Genomic DNA, 13,595 nt, shown 5'->3' with positions numbered 1-13,595 from the left:
AGGGGTGTATGATTGACCGGCGGAAGCTGCTCGCGCTTGCAAGCGCAGCCCCCTTATTCCTTTCCGCGTGTGGGGAACTCCGTAGCGAAGAAGCGGAAAGTGCGGTGGCCGAGGAGAACGAGCCGAGGCCTGGAGCAAAGACCGTGGAGCAGCAGTTCCTCGAGCAGGAGCAAGAACGCATTGGCCTGACACCAGAGCCGGTCGTGACCGCACCTGAGGTAAATCCGACCGAACGGGTTGAACTGGTGGTTGCGGGGCAGGATGCGCCAGGGAGGGAATTCACGTCCGTCGAAGCATGCGAGAAAGCCAAGGTAGCCTTGGCGAAGCATGATGAAGAGGCGTGCGATCCGAGGGCGGTCCTGTGCGTCCCCTACCAACGGACATGCGTGAGGCTGGACTAGTTAGCCACCATTCTCCATGTCTCCCAGCAGTCGCCCTTCTTTTTCTGCAGCAGCAATCTTGCCAATTGTTCGTCGATCCACCTCACCCTTGAAGGTATATCCGTCGGCTGTGTAAGCCAGGACAATCGTCTTTGCCGCAATCACCCCCCAAGGGGACTTCCGAGTAAATATCGGGCCGGTCCTTCCAAATCGCTTAGCGTGTTCGAGCATATTGTCGCGGCCAATGTAGCTCGAAACCTCACTACCAGGCGCTATCGGGTATGGCGGACAGAGTACCATATGCCGCGCATCAAACATTTGCGTAGCGTACTTAAATCGGAGCCAGTCTGGGCCCCATTTTAACCACCCGGTCCGCCAGCCGAGCGAACGCACTTCGGCTGGGCGATCCCCAAGGTTCTGTACGCTGAACGTGATGACATGGTCGGTATGTTCGCCAGTCAGAATCATATGCGCTCGCGCACTGACCCTAAGGATCGGCCGTCCGGATCGGCGAGCCAAATGCAGTGAAACCACTACCGCTGCGAAGGTAGCGACTGCACCTGCTACTTGCCCCAGCGCCGCGACCGCGTCCCAATTTATGTCCATAGCCATCCCCTAGAAATTTACCTCGCATGGCATCACGGTAGCGCCCCGGTGGCCGCACTCCCGGCACTTGGCTCGCTCTTCCAGCTTCTCCAGCGCCATGCTTTCCCCGCGGCGTCCTAGCTCCTGCGTCAACAGGACAGCGTTCGCTTCGATCGCGCGGCCGCAACCGCTGCAGGTGATGCGCAGGTTGTAGCCCCGGCGGGCGCACTCATTAACCGAATCGAGTTTAAGGCGGGCCATTCCCTCAATTGGAACGGATCAGGAACGGTGGTCAATGATAGCCTTCGAGATGCGTGCGGGGATAAGTTGATGAGTACCGCTTGTGCTAACGGGCGTTAGCATCGATAAGCCATGCTTACGCCCGTTAGCAGGAGTCGCGCAATGGTTTCGCCGCAGAGTAAAGCAGGAAAAGCGTCCGCAAGCAGATTGTCGCCGGAAGAGAGGTCGGCGCGAGCCGCTGCAGGTGCCCAGGCTCGTTGGGCAAAAGCTGATCCTTCTCGTGCGACATTGCCCCGAGCAATCTGCGGATCACACGATAAGCCGTTGAAGATCGGTGATACCTTGATCCCCTGCTATGTTCTTGAGGATGAGACGCGGGTCCTAACGGCTAGCGGTCTGAGTGAGGGGCTCGGATTGGCTCGAGGTGGCTCGATGGTCGCTGGCATGAATCGACTGGAGCTATTTGCATCCCGAAAGAAGATAAATCCTTTTATAAGCAACAAGTTGACCGAGCGAATCCAGTCACCCCTTGTCTTTCTCACCCCTACTGGGGGCAAGGCCTATGGCTATGACGCTGAGGTATTGGTCGAGCTGTGCGAAGCAGTCCTAGCCGCTCGCGAAGCAGGGGCGTTGCAAAAGCAGCAGATGCGGATCGCGCAGCAGTGCGAAGCTCTCACCAGGGGGCTGGCCCGCGTCGGCATCGTCGGGCTCGTCGACGAAGCAACAGGATACCAAAAAGTTCGTGCTCGGAATGCTCTCGAGCAAATCTTGAACCAATGGCTCACGAAGGAGCTGCAACCCTGGCGCAAGCAATTCCCAGATGATTATTATCGGCGCATCTTCGAGCTAAATGGATGGGAATTCGATCCGACATCGGTCAAGCGGCCGGGTGTTATAGGAACGTGGACGAATGATCTTGTCTATGATCGGCTTGGTCCTGGATTGAAGGAAGAGCTAGAAGACTACGCGGGGCGTGATGAAGAGGGGCGACTAAAGCACCATTTACATCGACACCTTACGTCCAGCCACGGGTTGCCCGAACTGCAAAACCATCTGGCTGGCGTCGTTGCCTTGATGAAGGCTGCAACCAATTGGCACCAATTCAAGGAGATGGTGCGTCGAGCGTATCCGAAGCCTGCTACCACCCTTAGTATGGCTTTCGACGATCTCGACCAGATTGGTGCGTAGAAATCAAAGCACCATAGCCGCGGCGATCGCGCCCATGAGCGTCCCAATCGGCACCGGCACGTTGCTCGACCGATAGCCCGGGTTCATCGCGAACCGCTCCCCATAGTGGTCGATCCATTGCCTTCCGTTCAGGCGCCAGGCGCGCTGCAACGGCACCACCGGCAACAGATAGCATCGACGGCTGGGAGCGAAGGCATAGGCGATGAAGTCGCAGGCCAGTGGCTTCTGGATCCACCCGGGCGTGCCTCGTTGTTCGTCGCTCCAACGCTCGAGCAGGATGTCAGGCCAGTCGTTCGAGCGCACCTTCTCGTCGACGGTGTAGACCCGACCGGAAGCGAGTGTGATCACGCGATCGATACCGCCCCGCTGGGCCCAGCCGTCCTGTCGGACACTGACGGCGCTCACCATGCTGGGGAAGGCCCGCCGGTAAAGAGCCTGCCACCAAGGGGCGTCGGTGAACCCTTCGGACATCGCAAGGCTGGCCTGAAACTTGTGGGTCTTCGGCACGCCAAAGCGCCCCGGTGGTGAAACCGGAGCGCTCAGGAAGGGAAGGGAGGCTTGTGGGTCGGTCAATCCGCCGCCGAACCGCCGTCAGTAATAGCTATGGTCATCATCGCTTATAGGGCACCCCGGCCCGCCAAATGTTGGCCCGCGCATGCCATAGGACGCGTGACCGATGGTATTGATGCCATCCTCGTCGCACTGGCCGGCTGGGTCGTCGTCTTCCTCGTCTGGATCGCCGTCGAGCTCGTCCAGCCGATCGATCAGACGCTCGGTCAGTGCAACCAGATCGTTCCGACGAAGCTTTGGTATCGCTTGCGCGATAAGGCCGAGCGGAAGCGCCGTCGCGCCCCCGGATTGATGATAGCGGGTCGCCATGATCACGCCTCCTTCGCTTGCGGCCGATAGCGGGCCATTCCCGGACCTGTGCTCTCGGCTACGCCCACGAACTTGTGAACGGCCAGGACATCGGTGGTCGGGATGCAATAGCGCCGCGGCGGATTGATCTGGTCCACCACGACCAGGCCGACAGCTTCACCTTGGCCATCCAGAGCGGGCAGAGGCATCGCGAGCTTCTTCACCAGCCCCGGCAGCTTCCAGCGCTGTGCCGCTTCTCGCGTAAAGATCAGGCTGACGATGTCCCCGATCTCGGGCGTCTCGCGCTTGTCGAAGGCCAGCACGCAGCCGTCGGATAGAAGCGGCTCCATGCAGGTTCCATAGGCGCGCAGGGCGTGCAGGTCCGGCATGTCGTTGGGATGGATGAAGGGGCGATCGAGCGCCTCGTAATCGGGAGCGGTAGCCATGGCTCAAGCTTCCTCTGCAAGAAGGCGTGCAGCGTCAGCAGCAAGCTGCTCCGCGATCTCGGCGCCCTTGTGCCAGTTGTCGCCCTGCAGGAAGCTCGAATGCACTGCGAGCTTGTCGGCGAGGGCAGGCAGGTCCGGGGCGGGATGCAGCATCAAGGCGTCGAAGGCATCCGCCTGGGCGTTCGCGAGCCGCTCTGTTTCCGCCTCGTGCGCATCATTCTCTGCCGATCCGAAAGCATAGCCCTTCGGTTCGGTGTGTGCGTTCAAGGCTGCCTTGGCGGTTCCATAGTCGCGGCGGAGCCGTTTCCATTCTTCTTGCGCCGGCACATGGAGGGCATCTGACGACAACGGCTCGCCCTTGGCAATGATCAGTGCTTTCACCTGATCATCCTCGCCTCGCGTGCGAAGCTCCCACAGCAAGCCTTGCAGGGTTTCGCCCGCCGGCACGGGGGATACCAGCGCCACCTTGCCGTCCTGGTTGATCCAGCCGCCGCCATGCTCGACGAAATACCTGAGCCATGTCTTGGCGTCGAAGGTCCGGGACTGTCCCGGCGCCAACTTGCGAAGGGCGACAAGCACGGCTGCGACCATGTCGTCCGAGGGTGTACTCGCCGGTTCCTGCCATGCGATTTCGGCCAAAGCGCGAACGTCCTCGATCGATTTCGCGTCAGCCTTGAAGAGGCGCTCTTCAGCGGCCGCCATGGCATCCATGGCAATGAGTTCGTCTTCCTGGTTGGTGGTCTCCACCGGCATGGCGTTGAGACTGTTTCGTGCTCGCAGATATTCAGCCAGCGCGCGATCGAAGGCGCTTTGCTCACGTGCGGATATATTGGTAGGTGCGTTCATAGTCGTGCCCTCTCGGTAGGGTTGCGATAGGACCGGGGCGGAAGGTTCCAGCTTCCTCTCGGTCCGCCCTGGCGCTCGCCAAGTGGGACTATTGTTACCACCCCTCACAAGCTTGCGTCAAGTTATTTGTGGGACTATCGTTACCACATGACGCCGGAACAATGCAGGATGGCTCGCGCCGCGCTCAAATGGTCGATCAACGACCTGCAGGAAGCTGCGGGCGTAGGCCGCATGACCGTGGCCCGCTTCGAGGGCGGTAAATCAGTGAATGACGAGAGCGTTCATGCGATGCGAAAAGCGCTGGAGAAGAAGCGCGTGCGCTTCGTCGATGATGGCGACTTAGCCGGGGCTGTGGTCAGGATGACGGCTGGATGAGCGAACGGCGTTTACGTCCGGACCTTCCCATAAGTTCGCGATTTGCAGAGCGGCTGGATGATCGTCGCCGTTGGTTCGAGCGTTGGTTGTCACGATGGCAGTTGATCAGTGGCCAAGAAATCGTTGAAATCGACAGCTTCGGCGGCGAGCCAATCAGAACTGGCGGACTCGAATATTCCGGAACCATTGTGCACGTCTATTGGGACGCGATTGTTCGAGGTCTACGCAAGGAGATCGTTGCGCAATTCGAGTGGCTCGAACAGCAAGTCGCGGGCAAGCCACTCGCGCAGGCGGAACAGATAATCGATGTCTGCGCCGGGAAGCTGGTCACCTTCGCCGAGCGCATTCGGCGGGACGCAATTGCTAAAGATTCAATTCTCCGAAGTCGCAATGGTGTGCGTGCGCCAGCGTCTGATGAAGGAAGATGGGATGGCGCGGATCGGAATGCTGTAATCCGGCAGGCTAGTGGGATGCTGGAAAGCCTGAAAGCGAGCCAGCCGACTGCGTCAGCGTCTGTCAGGACACCGCCGTTCTGGTCTCGCATTCCTCAATGGGTTCAGTTTACCGCCGCCGCGGTGACCATCATTGCCGGATTGGTGGCTCTGCTTGGATAATATAATGGTGATGAGTTTTGTCAGGCCCTAAAGGGGACGTGCTCCCGCATAGTCCCGATCGTGCTCTTTCACCCACCCATCCCGGGTGTGAATCTAGCGCCAGCCGCGCTGAGGATGTTGACCAGTTCCAGTGAGGCGTGATGAGCAGCAAGCGCTTCTTCTCGGCTGCAGGCCTCATCCCCATATCGGATACCTGGGGTGCATTGAATTGCTGCGATCTGGCGAGCAGCGTCGAATTGAATCCCGGTATCGGTTAGCGCTCGACACAGTTTATCGAGGTCATGGGTATGCCCATACGTTGCGCCGGACAAGCTAATCGCTGCCTTCAGAACCTTTTCTCCAGCCTGAAGCGATGCCCACTTCGACTCCCCGTATCGTCCGCCGCGATCCATCAAGTTGGACACCGCCACTTTCACGTCACCGCGGGCGTGATACATCAACTTGTGGTCGGTCGATTCCAGTGTGTGAGCGGCTGGCAAAACCGTCTCGAAAGCTCTCGCGATGGCAATCAATGCATCGTCCGAGAGCATGGCTAGCTTGCCGGCGGTCATATCCTTAACGAGCTGGGCTGCATTGACCGTGGCAGGACCGCGCGAAATGCCAGGATGGGGCAACCACTCCCGCGTCAGGATGAATTCGACGCTACCGAATATCCTCGGGACCATTAGAAGGTACAGATCGCCGTCGAGCATGACGACTACGCCACCGGGGCTGGGATCCTCTTTGAGGCGTTCACCATAATTGTTCTGGTACCATCGATTGATGGCCTCGCCGATCACCGCATTTTCTCTCAGGTCTGCCGGAGCCCTGACCGTGGGAGTGCCTATCGGTATGCTGAGATCGTATTGAATGGCGATCTCCCTCACCGCAAAGATAGGTCGCGAGGGTATCTCGACGCCTTCCTTCGAAAGCTTAAGGTCGATTTCCCCCATCAGCCTCTCGAACTCAGGTCCCTCTATGGGAGGGCACTTCATTTTGCCTCGCCCATCTTTACTCACACCCGACACCATCTCCATCGCGATCAAGGTGCTTTCCATATCCCGGCTGGCCGCGCCGAACTGGAGCGGCGCCAGCCGCGCGGGCAGCAGAACAATTGGGAAAATAGATGTCGCCGGAACGCGCGGGCTGCGCCGACTTGCCTGCGTTCGGTCCGCGGTGGCAATGGCGTCCGCCGTTTTTCCGATCATTGTGACAGCCGTCCGCCGCGAGCCCGCCAGGGTGCCCTTGGGCTGGAGCGGAATCGAATAGCGATGCGAGAAATAGCGCTGCTATAAATAGGTGCAGTGCTGCCAGAATTGAAAATTCAGCTTTGATGCGCCATTCTGGTTCACGACGATCGCCCGGGTGCGGCCACACCCTCATGAGCAGCGATTTCCTTGCCAGTACCGGTCCCACCGCGCCGCATAGCCACCTCGTACCATAGCGCACGATATATCCCCGACCTTGGGCGATACGCACCAGGCGCCCGTTCTGTCCCCGCCAGCCGATCCGGTCGAGACGCATCTCATGGATGGACCACGCACCAGAGTGTGCCCGTGCGGCCCTGTCCCTATCGGAGTGCCGAGCAATCGCACTAGCGCAGCCTTGGATGCCTCTGGCGAAGCGTCGGGACATGGATGACCCGGGCGGCAGGTTCCGTCCGTCTCGCGCGCTGCTATGCCGGAGACGCGGACGCGCGGGCCTTCGGCGCACCAAATGGGGCCGTCGCCATCCCACACGTGGGTAGGCGTGCATTCGAACGATACCCCGGCGGGAACGACAGCGGCTGCAAGAAAAAGAAGAACACTCATTGGACGTGAACCCTTCTGCCAATCGATCGCGTAAAACCCGTAAAGTAGGTTCGATCCGTAAAGCCGTTAAGTTGGCCGGTAGCAACAGTTGCCCCACAATTGAGGCGAAAGGATTAACCGATGCAACGTGTTACCCATGACGAACTGATCCGCTTTCGCGCTACTCCCATGCTGCGCAGTGCAGCCGCTCGAGCTGCCGAAGAGCGAGGGATGAACCTGTCCGAATTCCTCCGCACGGCGGTGCGCGAAAAGGTGGGGCTAAGCTAATGGCAACGTCGACCAGCCAGCCGACCAGTCGTGACCCATGGTCAGAGTTCACCGAAATAGAACCTGCCACGAAATCGTCGGGCAAGTTCTGGGAAAATGACGAACTCATCGAACGACCCACGCAGGCAAGACCAGAGCCGGTGTTTACCGTGCCCGATCCGCAAGGTGAATACGAGCGCGCTCGGGACAACCGGGCGGAAGGTCGGGACATTGCCGCCGAAGGGCGTGCAGAACGCGGCGAGCGGCGCGAAATCGACGAGCAGGCATTCGACCGGGCATCAAAACTTCGCACAGAATTCCTGTCGAACCCCGAAGTCCGCCAGTTTCGCGAAGTCCGCAATATCTCCGAGCAAATCAACGCTCTTGCCAACCGTGAAGGTTCGGCGATGGGCGACCTCGGCCTCGTCTTTTCGTTCATGAAGTCGCTCGACCCGGGTTCTACCGTCATGGCGGGCGAGCAGGCCACCGCGCAGAACGCGGCGGGTGTGCCAGGGCAAATCCGGAACGCCTATAACAGCCTCGTCAGCGGCGAACGGCTGAACCAGAAGCAGCGCGCGGACATGGCGAGCATCGCGCAATCTAACCTCATTGCGCGGTCGGCAGGCTACAACGAACTGGTGCGCACTTATAGCGGCCTTCTTGAGGCAGAGGGTGTGGATCCCGCGTCCAATGGTATCAGCCTCTTTGAGGTGCCCACGCAGCCGGCGCCCCCACGGGCCGCCACCACCGAAGACGCAATCCGCGCCGGGGCCGACATCCGTTTCGGCATGGACGGCACCGATAGCGACAGCGTATTTGATCGCGCGGCCTATCTCGAAGAAACCTACGGCATTTCGGGAAGCAAGGAAGCACGGCTTACGGCCTCGCTGAACCAGCTTTCCGGCCAGCAGGTGACGCCGACACAAATCGCGGCGCTGTATGGTCAACTCGACATTCCGCTGCCACCCGAAGAAGAGCTTGGCACAATGGCTGAAAGCCTTCGCCAAGGCCAACGTTACGCCGGTTTCGACACATCGGATGCGCAGGCGGCATACGAGGCAACGCTCGACCAGGTGCTCGACCAGCGCGGTGCCGATCCCGAAAGTTTCTCCGGCGCGGTCGGCATCAACGCCGCGCAGGGCCTGACGTTCAACCTCGGCGACGAGATTGCGGGCGTCGCGGGCGGCGTCCGCGCGCTGGCAACCGGCAATGATGTCGGCGCGGCATACCAGGCCGAGCGCGATGTCGTGCGTCGCAATCAGGAACGCGCTCGCGCGGCGAGACCGATCACTTCAGCCGTTTCCGAGTTGGGTGGTGCATTGCCCACCGGGGCATTGATACCGGGTTCCTACCTTCGCAATGCACGCGCCGCGGCCAAGGTCGCGGCCGCAGAAGGCGCGCTGTATGGCTATGGTAGCGGTGAGGGTCTTGCCGATAGCACGGTCAGGGCTGGCGTTGGTGCCGCGGCGGGCGGCGCTTTGGGTTACGGAATCTCGCGGGCTGGTGAGAAACTAGCTGCTCGTCGGGCAAACTCCTCACGAAGCCAAGGTGGTGAGATGATCGAGGCTGCAGACCGCCTGAACGACCTCACCGGTTCGAATATCCGCCCACTGCCTGCGGACGTAGCGGGGCCGGGCATACGCAACGCATCGGGTGGCATGGGTAAGATGCCGATCTCTGCCGGCATGATTGTGCGGCAAGCCAACCGGACCAGCGAAGAAGCTGAGAAGGCCAAGGATGCAATCGCATCGATCGCCGGAACCTCGCAGGAAGTCGAAGCGGCTGGCGAGACGGCATTGAAGGGCGCGCAGTCCTACATCAAGCGCAGTCGTGCCAAGGTGAACACGCTTTACGAAAGGGCCCGCAAGCTGGGCGGTGATCGGCCTGTCGACCTCATCAATGCGCGCGCCGTTCTGGATGAACACATTGCGGAACTTGCGCAGACTCCAGGCGGAGCCAAGGGCCTCGAAAGAATGCGCAAGCTTCGGGCCGAACTGGACCAGCCGTATCCGGTCGAGGGCGTCAAGCGCATGCGTACCTCGTTGAACGACGAATTCCTGAACGACGGGCTCACCGGCTCGGATCTGGAACGCCGGATGAAAATGGTCACGGATGCCGCGGACGATGACATCACAGACAGCCTGGTGGCTGCAGGCAGCGAGGGGGCCGCGCGGGCTTATCGTCAGGCTGCAGATGCACACAAAGAGCGGCTCGAGGTTATCGAGACTGTTCTCGTCCCTTTCATCGGTCGGAAGGGTGCTGACCCGAAGTCGGGTGAAGAGGTAGTGATGGCGCTGGAGGCAGCAACCAAGCGCCGTAGCGCCAAGTTGGGCAAGTTCATGGCTGCTCTTCCGAAGGAGGACGCTGCCACGGTCAGGGCCACGATCATCGATCGACTCGGCAAGCCCACGGCTGGGACGGAGACAGCAGAGAGCACCTTTAGCCTCGATCGCTTCCTCACCCAGTGGCAGGGTATGACCGACCGAGCGAAGGGTGCAATGTTCGGCGGCGAGCTGCGCAAGGCCTTGGACGATCTCGCGACCGTGGCCAGCGGACGGAAAGAAGCGCGCAAGTTTGTCAACTTCCCGAATACCGGGTCGACGATTGGCGCGCTCGCTAGCGGCGGCGCCCTTGTCGGCGCGGCGACTAATCCGTGGTGGCTGGGTCTATCTGCTCTCGACGTTATCGGCGGACTGCTCCTCTCCTCGCCGAAGGTGGCGCGCCTTCTGGCAAAGGCGCCTAGCCCTCAGTCCGCAATGAATGGGCTCGAGAAGATCGCCCGGGCAGAGCCCGCGATCGCGACCGAGGTGCTTGGCCTGCATAAAGCCATTTCGGATGCGCTCAACGTTGGGGCCACCAGAATGGCGGCTGAACCTGCGAAAAATCCAGATGGGGGTTCAGCCACCAAAGGATTGGGAACGCAATGACCCATCTGAACCGCCATAAGCTGCGCATGCGGGAAGCATATCGCCCCCGCTGTGCATCGGCAAATGGTGAAGGGATGTGGCGAAGCTAGCTATGCGAAAAACACCGAACAATGACGGCCGAAAAACGGACGGGAAGTTCGCGCCAGGAAATAGATTGGGCGGAAGCAAGAAAGGAAGCCGGCACAAGGTGACCTTGGCAATCGAGGCGTTACTGGAAGGCGAGCACGAGAAGCTGACCCGAAAGGCTGTCGAACTCGCACTTGCGGGTGATGGGCGAGCTCTACGTCTCTGTCTCGATAGGCTGGCACCCCCACGCCGCGATGCGCCGATCTCGTTTCCACTGCCTCAGGTTCGCTCTGCAACGGACGCCGTCGCGGCTGGATCAGCGGTTCTGGATGCGATGGCAGCAGGCGAGATAACGCCGGACGAGGCCAGCCGCGTGATGGCTGTGCTTTCGGCTCATAAGTCCATGGTGACCATGAGCGAACTGGAAGAGCGCATTCAGGCGCTGGAGGACACGAAGTCATGAAAGGCGAGACCGCATTGTCCCGACGGATCGAAAGACTGGAAGGAGTCGCAGTGCCATCGCTGTCGATTGCCTGCATCCTTCGACGCGAGGGTCAGCCAGTCGCCCAGGCGGTGGAGGACTGGGAAACTGACAACGGAGATCTAGCCAATCGTGAGCCGTGGATTGTCAACTTGATACCGTCTTCGAAAGGCCAGCCGAATGCGTAACCTGAAAAGTCTTGATGCGAGGGTGACTGCTCTCGAGAGCGGCGCACCGATGGGAAATTGCCTTCTTCGCCCGAACCTTGTCGGCCTTTCCGATGACGAACTTGATCAGCTGGAAGCGGCGATGAGGCAGCTGGAGGGGGAGGGTGCACAAAGCCTGACCGATGAAGACCTTCGGCTGATCCAGCGCATCGAATGGACACCGGTGGAGCAGGTAACGTGAACGGCCGGTATCTGCAGCGGCGTGTCGGTGCCCTGGAAGAACGGGAACGGCCGAGCGGGCTCGTTTGCGTGATAGCGGAGGATGGAGAGGCTCGAAAAAATACCTTGGAGCGGCTGGCCCTTGCAGGAACGCCCTGCTCGGTCGTAGTGCTTTCCGAGTTGGACGAGCGAATTTAACTAGGTGTCGCCTCTTTCGATTACGCCCCCCGAGACCATTGCAAACGGTAGTTGGCCTTCGATCGGCTCGCCTTCCGTAAACGATATTCGCGTGCGAAAACTTGAACTGGTTCCGATCATTGCGCTGTCGCTAAGCCTTAAGACGGCCTTCTCGAGCGAGAGTCCACAACCCGGATTGAGTTGACCGCATTTCGCGAAAATCGATCTGCCGTCTTCTCGCACATAGACGTCACCATCCCTTGGTGGATTTAGGTTGCGGGGATAGGCCAGTGGCTCAATCCTGGTGATTGCGAAAGCAGATGGCTTGTCAGGCTCTTTAGGCCGATCTGGAATGTCATCCTCGTCGATCCAAACAGTTCCTTCAGGCGCGGCTACAGTGATCCCCACGTTGGTTGCCGCAGCTCCACCGAGATTCTCTATCCGGAAGGCGATCCAATCGATCTGGCAGAGCTCCGAAAGCCATGCCTCATATTCCGAGAAATATTGATCATAGGCATCGTAGTACGCACGAATTCGCTCGTTTTCTCGTTCGCGCCAAGCCAGCGACGTCGCCTGTCCAAGCAAGGACAGATCGGTAGTTTTACCCAGCGGGCTGGCGGTGATCTCTCCGGTTCCGACTTCGTTCAATGGGTGATCACGCATCACCTCTTCAAGCGTCCTGATATTCGGCGCAATTTTCTCTGGGAATAGCAGTTCGAGCTTTCCCTCACAGTCGTTGAACTGAAGGGTCAGCCGCGGCCGAGCATTCTTGATCTTCTCGAGCTCACGCTTCGCTTCTCGAAGTTCTTTGGTTTCGCTGTCTACTTCGTCTTGCAAGCGATACGCCTCGGGTGGGACAAGGATCGAAATCGGTCGAGCTCTTAGCTTCAGCTTGAGCCCGCTGTCCGCTGACGCGATAAATGTGGGCTGTCTGCTCTCTTGCGCCACTTCAAGCGCGCTCGCGATGTAGTGGTCGTCGTCAACCGAGACCGACAAGCGGTTGGACGGAAAATCGATCAGCGGTTCATTGTCGCGGAAAGACAAGGTGCAGCCTGGACGCAGCGCGATCGGGTCAGGTTCGTCCATTCTTTTCGCAAGGAAATCGACTGCCTTACCTGCGCGCTTTTTGATGACAGCCGAACTTCCCGTCGCTTTCTTGCGCTCAAGCTCTCTCATAAGCGCCGGCACGACGATGACGGAGCAATGGTTCGCCCCCGTCAGGGAAACCCAGTCAATCTGGTCTATACGCTGATAGTGAAGGACGACATTCGCATCGATGACGATATTGGATTCGGTCATCAGATTCGTATAGCTTATCCAGACCTACGCGGAAGACGCCGCCAGCCTTTCGTCCCTATTGTCCCTTTCGTCCCTTAGGGTAAGTCTCTGTAGGCATTGATATAAGTTTGCCCTATATCAGGGGTATGGATCAGCAATCACCGATCGACGCGGGCGGCTCTAGAGAGATAACGCTCGATTACGACGTGATGCTGGCGATCCTCGAAGACCTGGGGAAGGTCCGGCCGCTTACCGAAGTGGAAAGCGGGATCGTCGAAGAGGTCGTGCCCCGGGAGAATAAGGAGTTCCGTTGGAACCCGCGCCTTGATGTGCAGCTGATGGTGGCCAGCAGTTCGAATGGCGGCATTAAGCGCTTCGCCGATCGACACTGTATCTCGCCATGGTCGGCCTACGCTCGCTTATACCGTATCCGTCACGGCGCTGGCAGTAAGCGCAAGGGGAGGCCCCCGCGCGCAAGACGGTGATTACTCGGTGATTGCTTAAGCGATTTTCCGCCTTTCGCGATTTCCTCGAAAACCGCAGAAAAGTGTGGCTCCCCGAGTTGGATTCGAACCAACGACCAAGTGATTAACAGTCACCTACTCTACCGCTGAGCTATCGGGGAGCAGCCCGTTAGGCAGGCCGCGCGTATATGGGCGCGATTTCGGTTTGGCAAGCGGGCAAATCGGAAAAATCCCGCGTGCAGCACCGA

17 protein-coding genes and 1 tRNA gene are annotated in these 13,595 nt (G+C 59.6%); 9 read left to right on the top strand and 9 right to left on the bottom strand.

From position 1 onward, the window contains the following. Positions 1 to 8 precede the first annotated feature (8 nt). Together P8Q88_RS10240 and P8Q88_RS10235 are read left to right on the top strand one after the other, a co-directional pair. Entirely contained in the window at positions 9 to 401 is a 393-nt protein-coding gene (locus P8Q88_RS10240; protein WP_278323738.1) for a hypothetical protein, read from the top strand. 966 nt (positions 402 to 1,367) lie between these two features. Then, positions 1,368 to 2,393 carry a P63C domain-containing protein gene (locus P8Q88_RS10235; protein ID WP_278323737.1) on the top strand — a complete coding sequence of 342 codons (1,026 nt, stop codon included), beginning with the start codon at positions 1,368 to 1,370 and terminating at the stop codon, positions 2,391 to 2,393. Positions 2,394 to 2,396: 3 nt separating this feature from the next. Here P8Q88_RS10235 and P8Q88_RS10230 read toward each other — a convergent pair whose 3' ends face one another. Genes P8Q88_RS10230 through P8Q88_RS10215 form a run of 4 tightly spaced genes read right to left on the bottom strand, consistent with a single transcriptional unit; the run spans position 2,397 to position 4,543 of the window. Continuing rightward, positions 2,397 to 2,966: a hypothetical protein gene (locus P8Q88_RS10230; protein ID WP_278323736.1), complete on the bottom strand. Its 570-nt coding sequence runs from the start codon at positions 2,964 to 2,966 to the stop codon at positions 2,397 to 2,399. Between the two features lie 18 nt (positions 2,967 to 2,984). Next, positions 2,985 to 3,272, bottom strand: a complete 288-nt coding sequence (locus tag P8Q88_RS10225) for a hypothetical protein (RefSeq protein WP_278323735.1) — start codon at positions 3,270 to 3,272, stop codon at positions 2,985 to 2,987. Between the two features lie 2 nt (positions 3,273 to 3,274). Then, entirely contained in the window at positions 3,275 to 3,697 is a 423-nt protein-coding gene (locus P8Q88_RS10220) for a LexA family transcriptional regulator (RefSeq protein ID WP_278323734.1), read from the bottom strand. A 3-nt stretch (positions 3,698 to 3,700) separates the two neighbouring features. Further along, entirely contained in the window at positions 3,701 to 4,543 is an 843-nt protein-coding gene (locus tag P8Q88_RS10215) for a hypothetical protein (protein ID WP_278323733.1), read from the bottom strand. A 168-nt stretch (positions 4,544 to 4,711) separates the two neighbouring features. Between P8Q88_RS10215 and P8Q88_RS10210 the strand changes: the two genes are divergently transcribed. After that, positions 4,712 to 4,918, top strand: coding sequence for a helix-turn-helix domain-containing protein (locus P8Q88_RS10210; RefSeq protein ID WP_278323732.1), 207 nt, complete (start codon positions 4,712 to 4,714; stop codon positions 4,916 to 4,918). After that, positions 4,915 to 5,532 carry a hypothetical protein gene (locus P8Q88_RS10205; protein WP_278323730.1) on the top strand — a complete coding sequence of 206 codons (618 nt, stop codon included), beginning with the start codon at positions 4,915 to 4,917 and terminating at the stop codon, positions 5,530 to 5,532. The genes P8Q88_RS10210 and P8Q88_RS10205 overlap by 4 nt, the downstream gene beginning before the upstream one ends. 68 nt (positions 5,533 to 5,600) lie before the next feature. Here the strand turns inward: P8Q88_RS10205 and P8Q88_RS10200 are convergent, their stop codons facing one another. From P8Q88_RS10200 to P8Q88_RS10190, 3 genes are all read right to left on the bottom strand, one after another. After that, the gene (locus tag P8Q88_RS10200; protein ID WP_278324477.1) at positions 5,601 to 5,969 is read right to left on the bottom strand and encodes a HEPN domain-containing protein; all 369 of its coding nucleotides are present in this window, start codon (positions 5,967 to 5,969) and stop codon (positions 5,601 to 5,603) included. A 553-nt stretch (positions 5,970 to 6,522) separates the two neighbouring features. After that, positions 6,523 to 6,894, bottom strand: a complete 372-nt coding sequence (locus P8Q88_RS10195) for an excalibur calcium-binding domain-containing protein (protein ID WP_278323729.1) — start codon at positions 6,892 to 6,894, stop codon at positions 6,523 to 6,525. Then, positions 6,891 to 7,322, bottom strand: coding sequence for a thermonuclease family protein (locus tag P8Q88_RS10190; protein ID WP_278323728.1), 432 nt, complete (start codon positions 7,320 to 7,322; stop codon positions 6,891 to 6,893). The genes P8Q88_RS10195 and P8Q88_RS10190 overlap by 4 nt, the downstream gene beginning before the upstream one ends. 120 nt (positions 7,323 to 7,442) lie before the next feature. Between P8Q88_RS10190 and P8Q88_RS10185 the strand changes: the two genes are divergently transcribed. The 4 genes from P8Q88_RS10185 (at position 7,443) to P8Q88_RS10170 (ending at position 11,450) form a co-directional block, all read left to right on the top strand. Then, positions 7,443 to 7,589, top strand: a complete 147-nt coding sequence (locus P8Q88_RS10185; RefSeq protein WP_278323727.1) for a hypothetical protein — start codon at positions 7,443 to 7,445, stop codon at positions 7,587 to 7,589. Further along, positions 7,589 to 10,495, top strand: coding sequence for a hypothetical protein (locus P8Q88_RS10180; protein WP_278323726.1), 2,907 nt, complete (start codon positions 7,589 to 7,591; stop codon positions 10,493 to 10,495). Before P8Q88_RS10185 ends, P8Q88_RS10180 begins: the two co-directional genes overlap by 1 nt. A gap of 187 nt (positions 10,496 to 10,682) precedes the next feature. Further along, the gene (locus P8Q88_RS10175) at positions 10,683 to 11,024 is read left to right on the top strand and encodes a hypothetical protein (RefSeq protein ID WP_278323725.1); all 342 of its coding nucleotides are present in this window, start codon (positions 10,683 to 10,685) and stop codon (positions 11,022 to 11,024) included. Between the two features lie 198 nt (positions 11,025 to 11,222). Then, positions 11,223 to 11,450 (top strand): hypothetical protein, encoded by a 228-nt coding sequence (locus P8Q88_RS10170; RefSeq protein WP_278323724.1) that lies wholly within the window; start codon positions 11,223 to 11,225, stop codon positions 11,448 to 11,450. A 176-nt stretch (positions 11,451 to 11,626) separates the two neighbouring features. On the opposite strand, the gene P8Q88_RS10165 is transcribed toward P8Q88_RS10170, so the two are convergent. Continuing rightward, complete coding sequence (locus P8Q88_RS10165; protein WP_278323723.1) at positions 11,627 to 12,904, bottom strand: PIN domain-containing protein; 1,278 nt, start codon at positions 12,902 to 12,904, stop codon at positions 11,627 to 11,629. Positions 12,905 to 13,029: 125 nt separating this feature from the next. On the opposite strand from P8Q88_RS10165, the gene P8Q88_RS10160 reads away from it, so the two are divergent. Then, positions 13,030 to 13,368 carry a hypothetical protein gene (locus tag P8Q88_RS10160; protein ID WP_278323722.1) on the top strand — a complete coding sequence of 113 codons (339 nt, stop codon included), beginning with the start codon at positions 13,030 to 13,032 and terminating at the stop codon, positions 13,366 to 13,368. A 65-nt stretch (positions 13,369 to 13,433) separates the two neighbouring features. Here P8Q88_RS10160 and P8Q88_RS10155 read toward each other — a convergent pair. After that, positions 13,434 to 13,508 (bottom strand) — tRNA-Asn (locus P8Q88_RS10155). Positions 13,509 to 13,595 lie beyond the last annotated feature (87 nt).

This window comes from Qipengyuania marincola, assembly GCF_029688625.1.
Taxonomy (GTDB): domain Bacteria; phylum Pseudomonadota; class Alphaproteobacteria; order Sphingomonadales; family Sphingomonadaceae; genus Qipengyuania.
The sequence above is the reverse complement of the archived record's forward strand: the minus strand, read 5'-3'. Positions and strand labels throughout refer to the sequence as shown.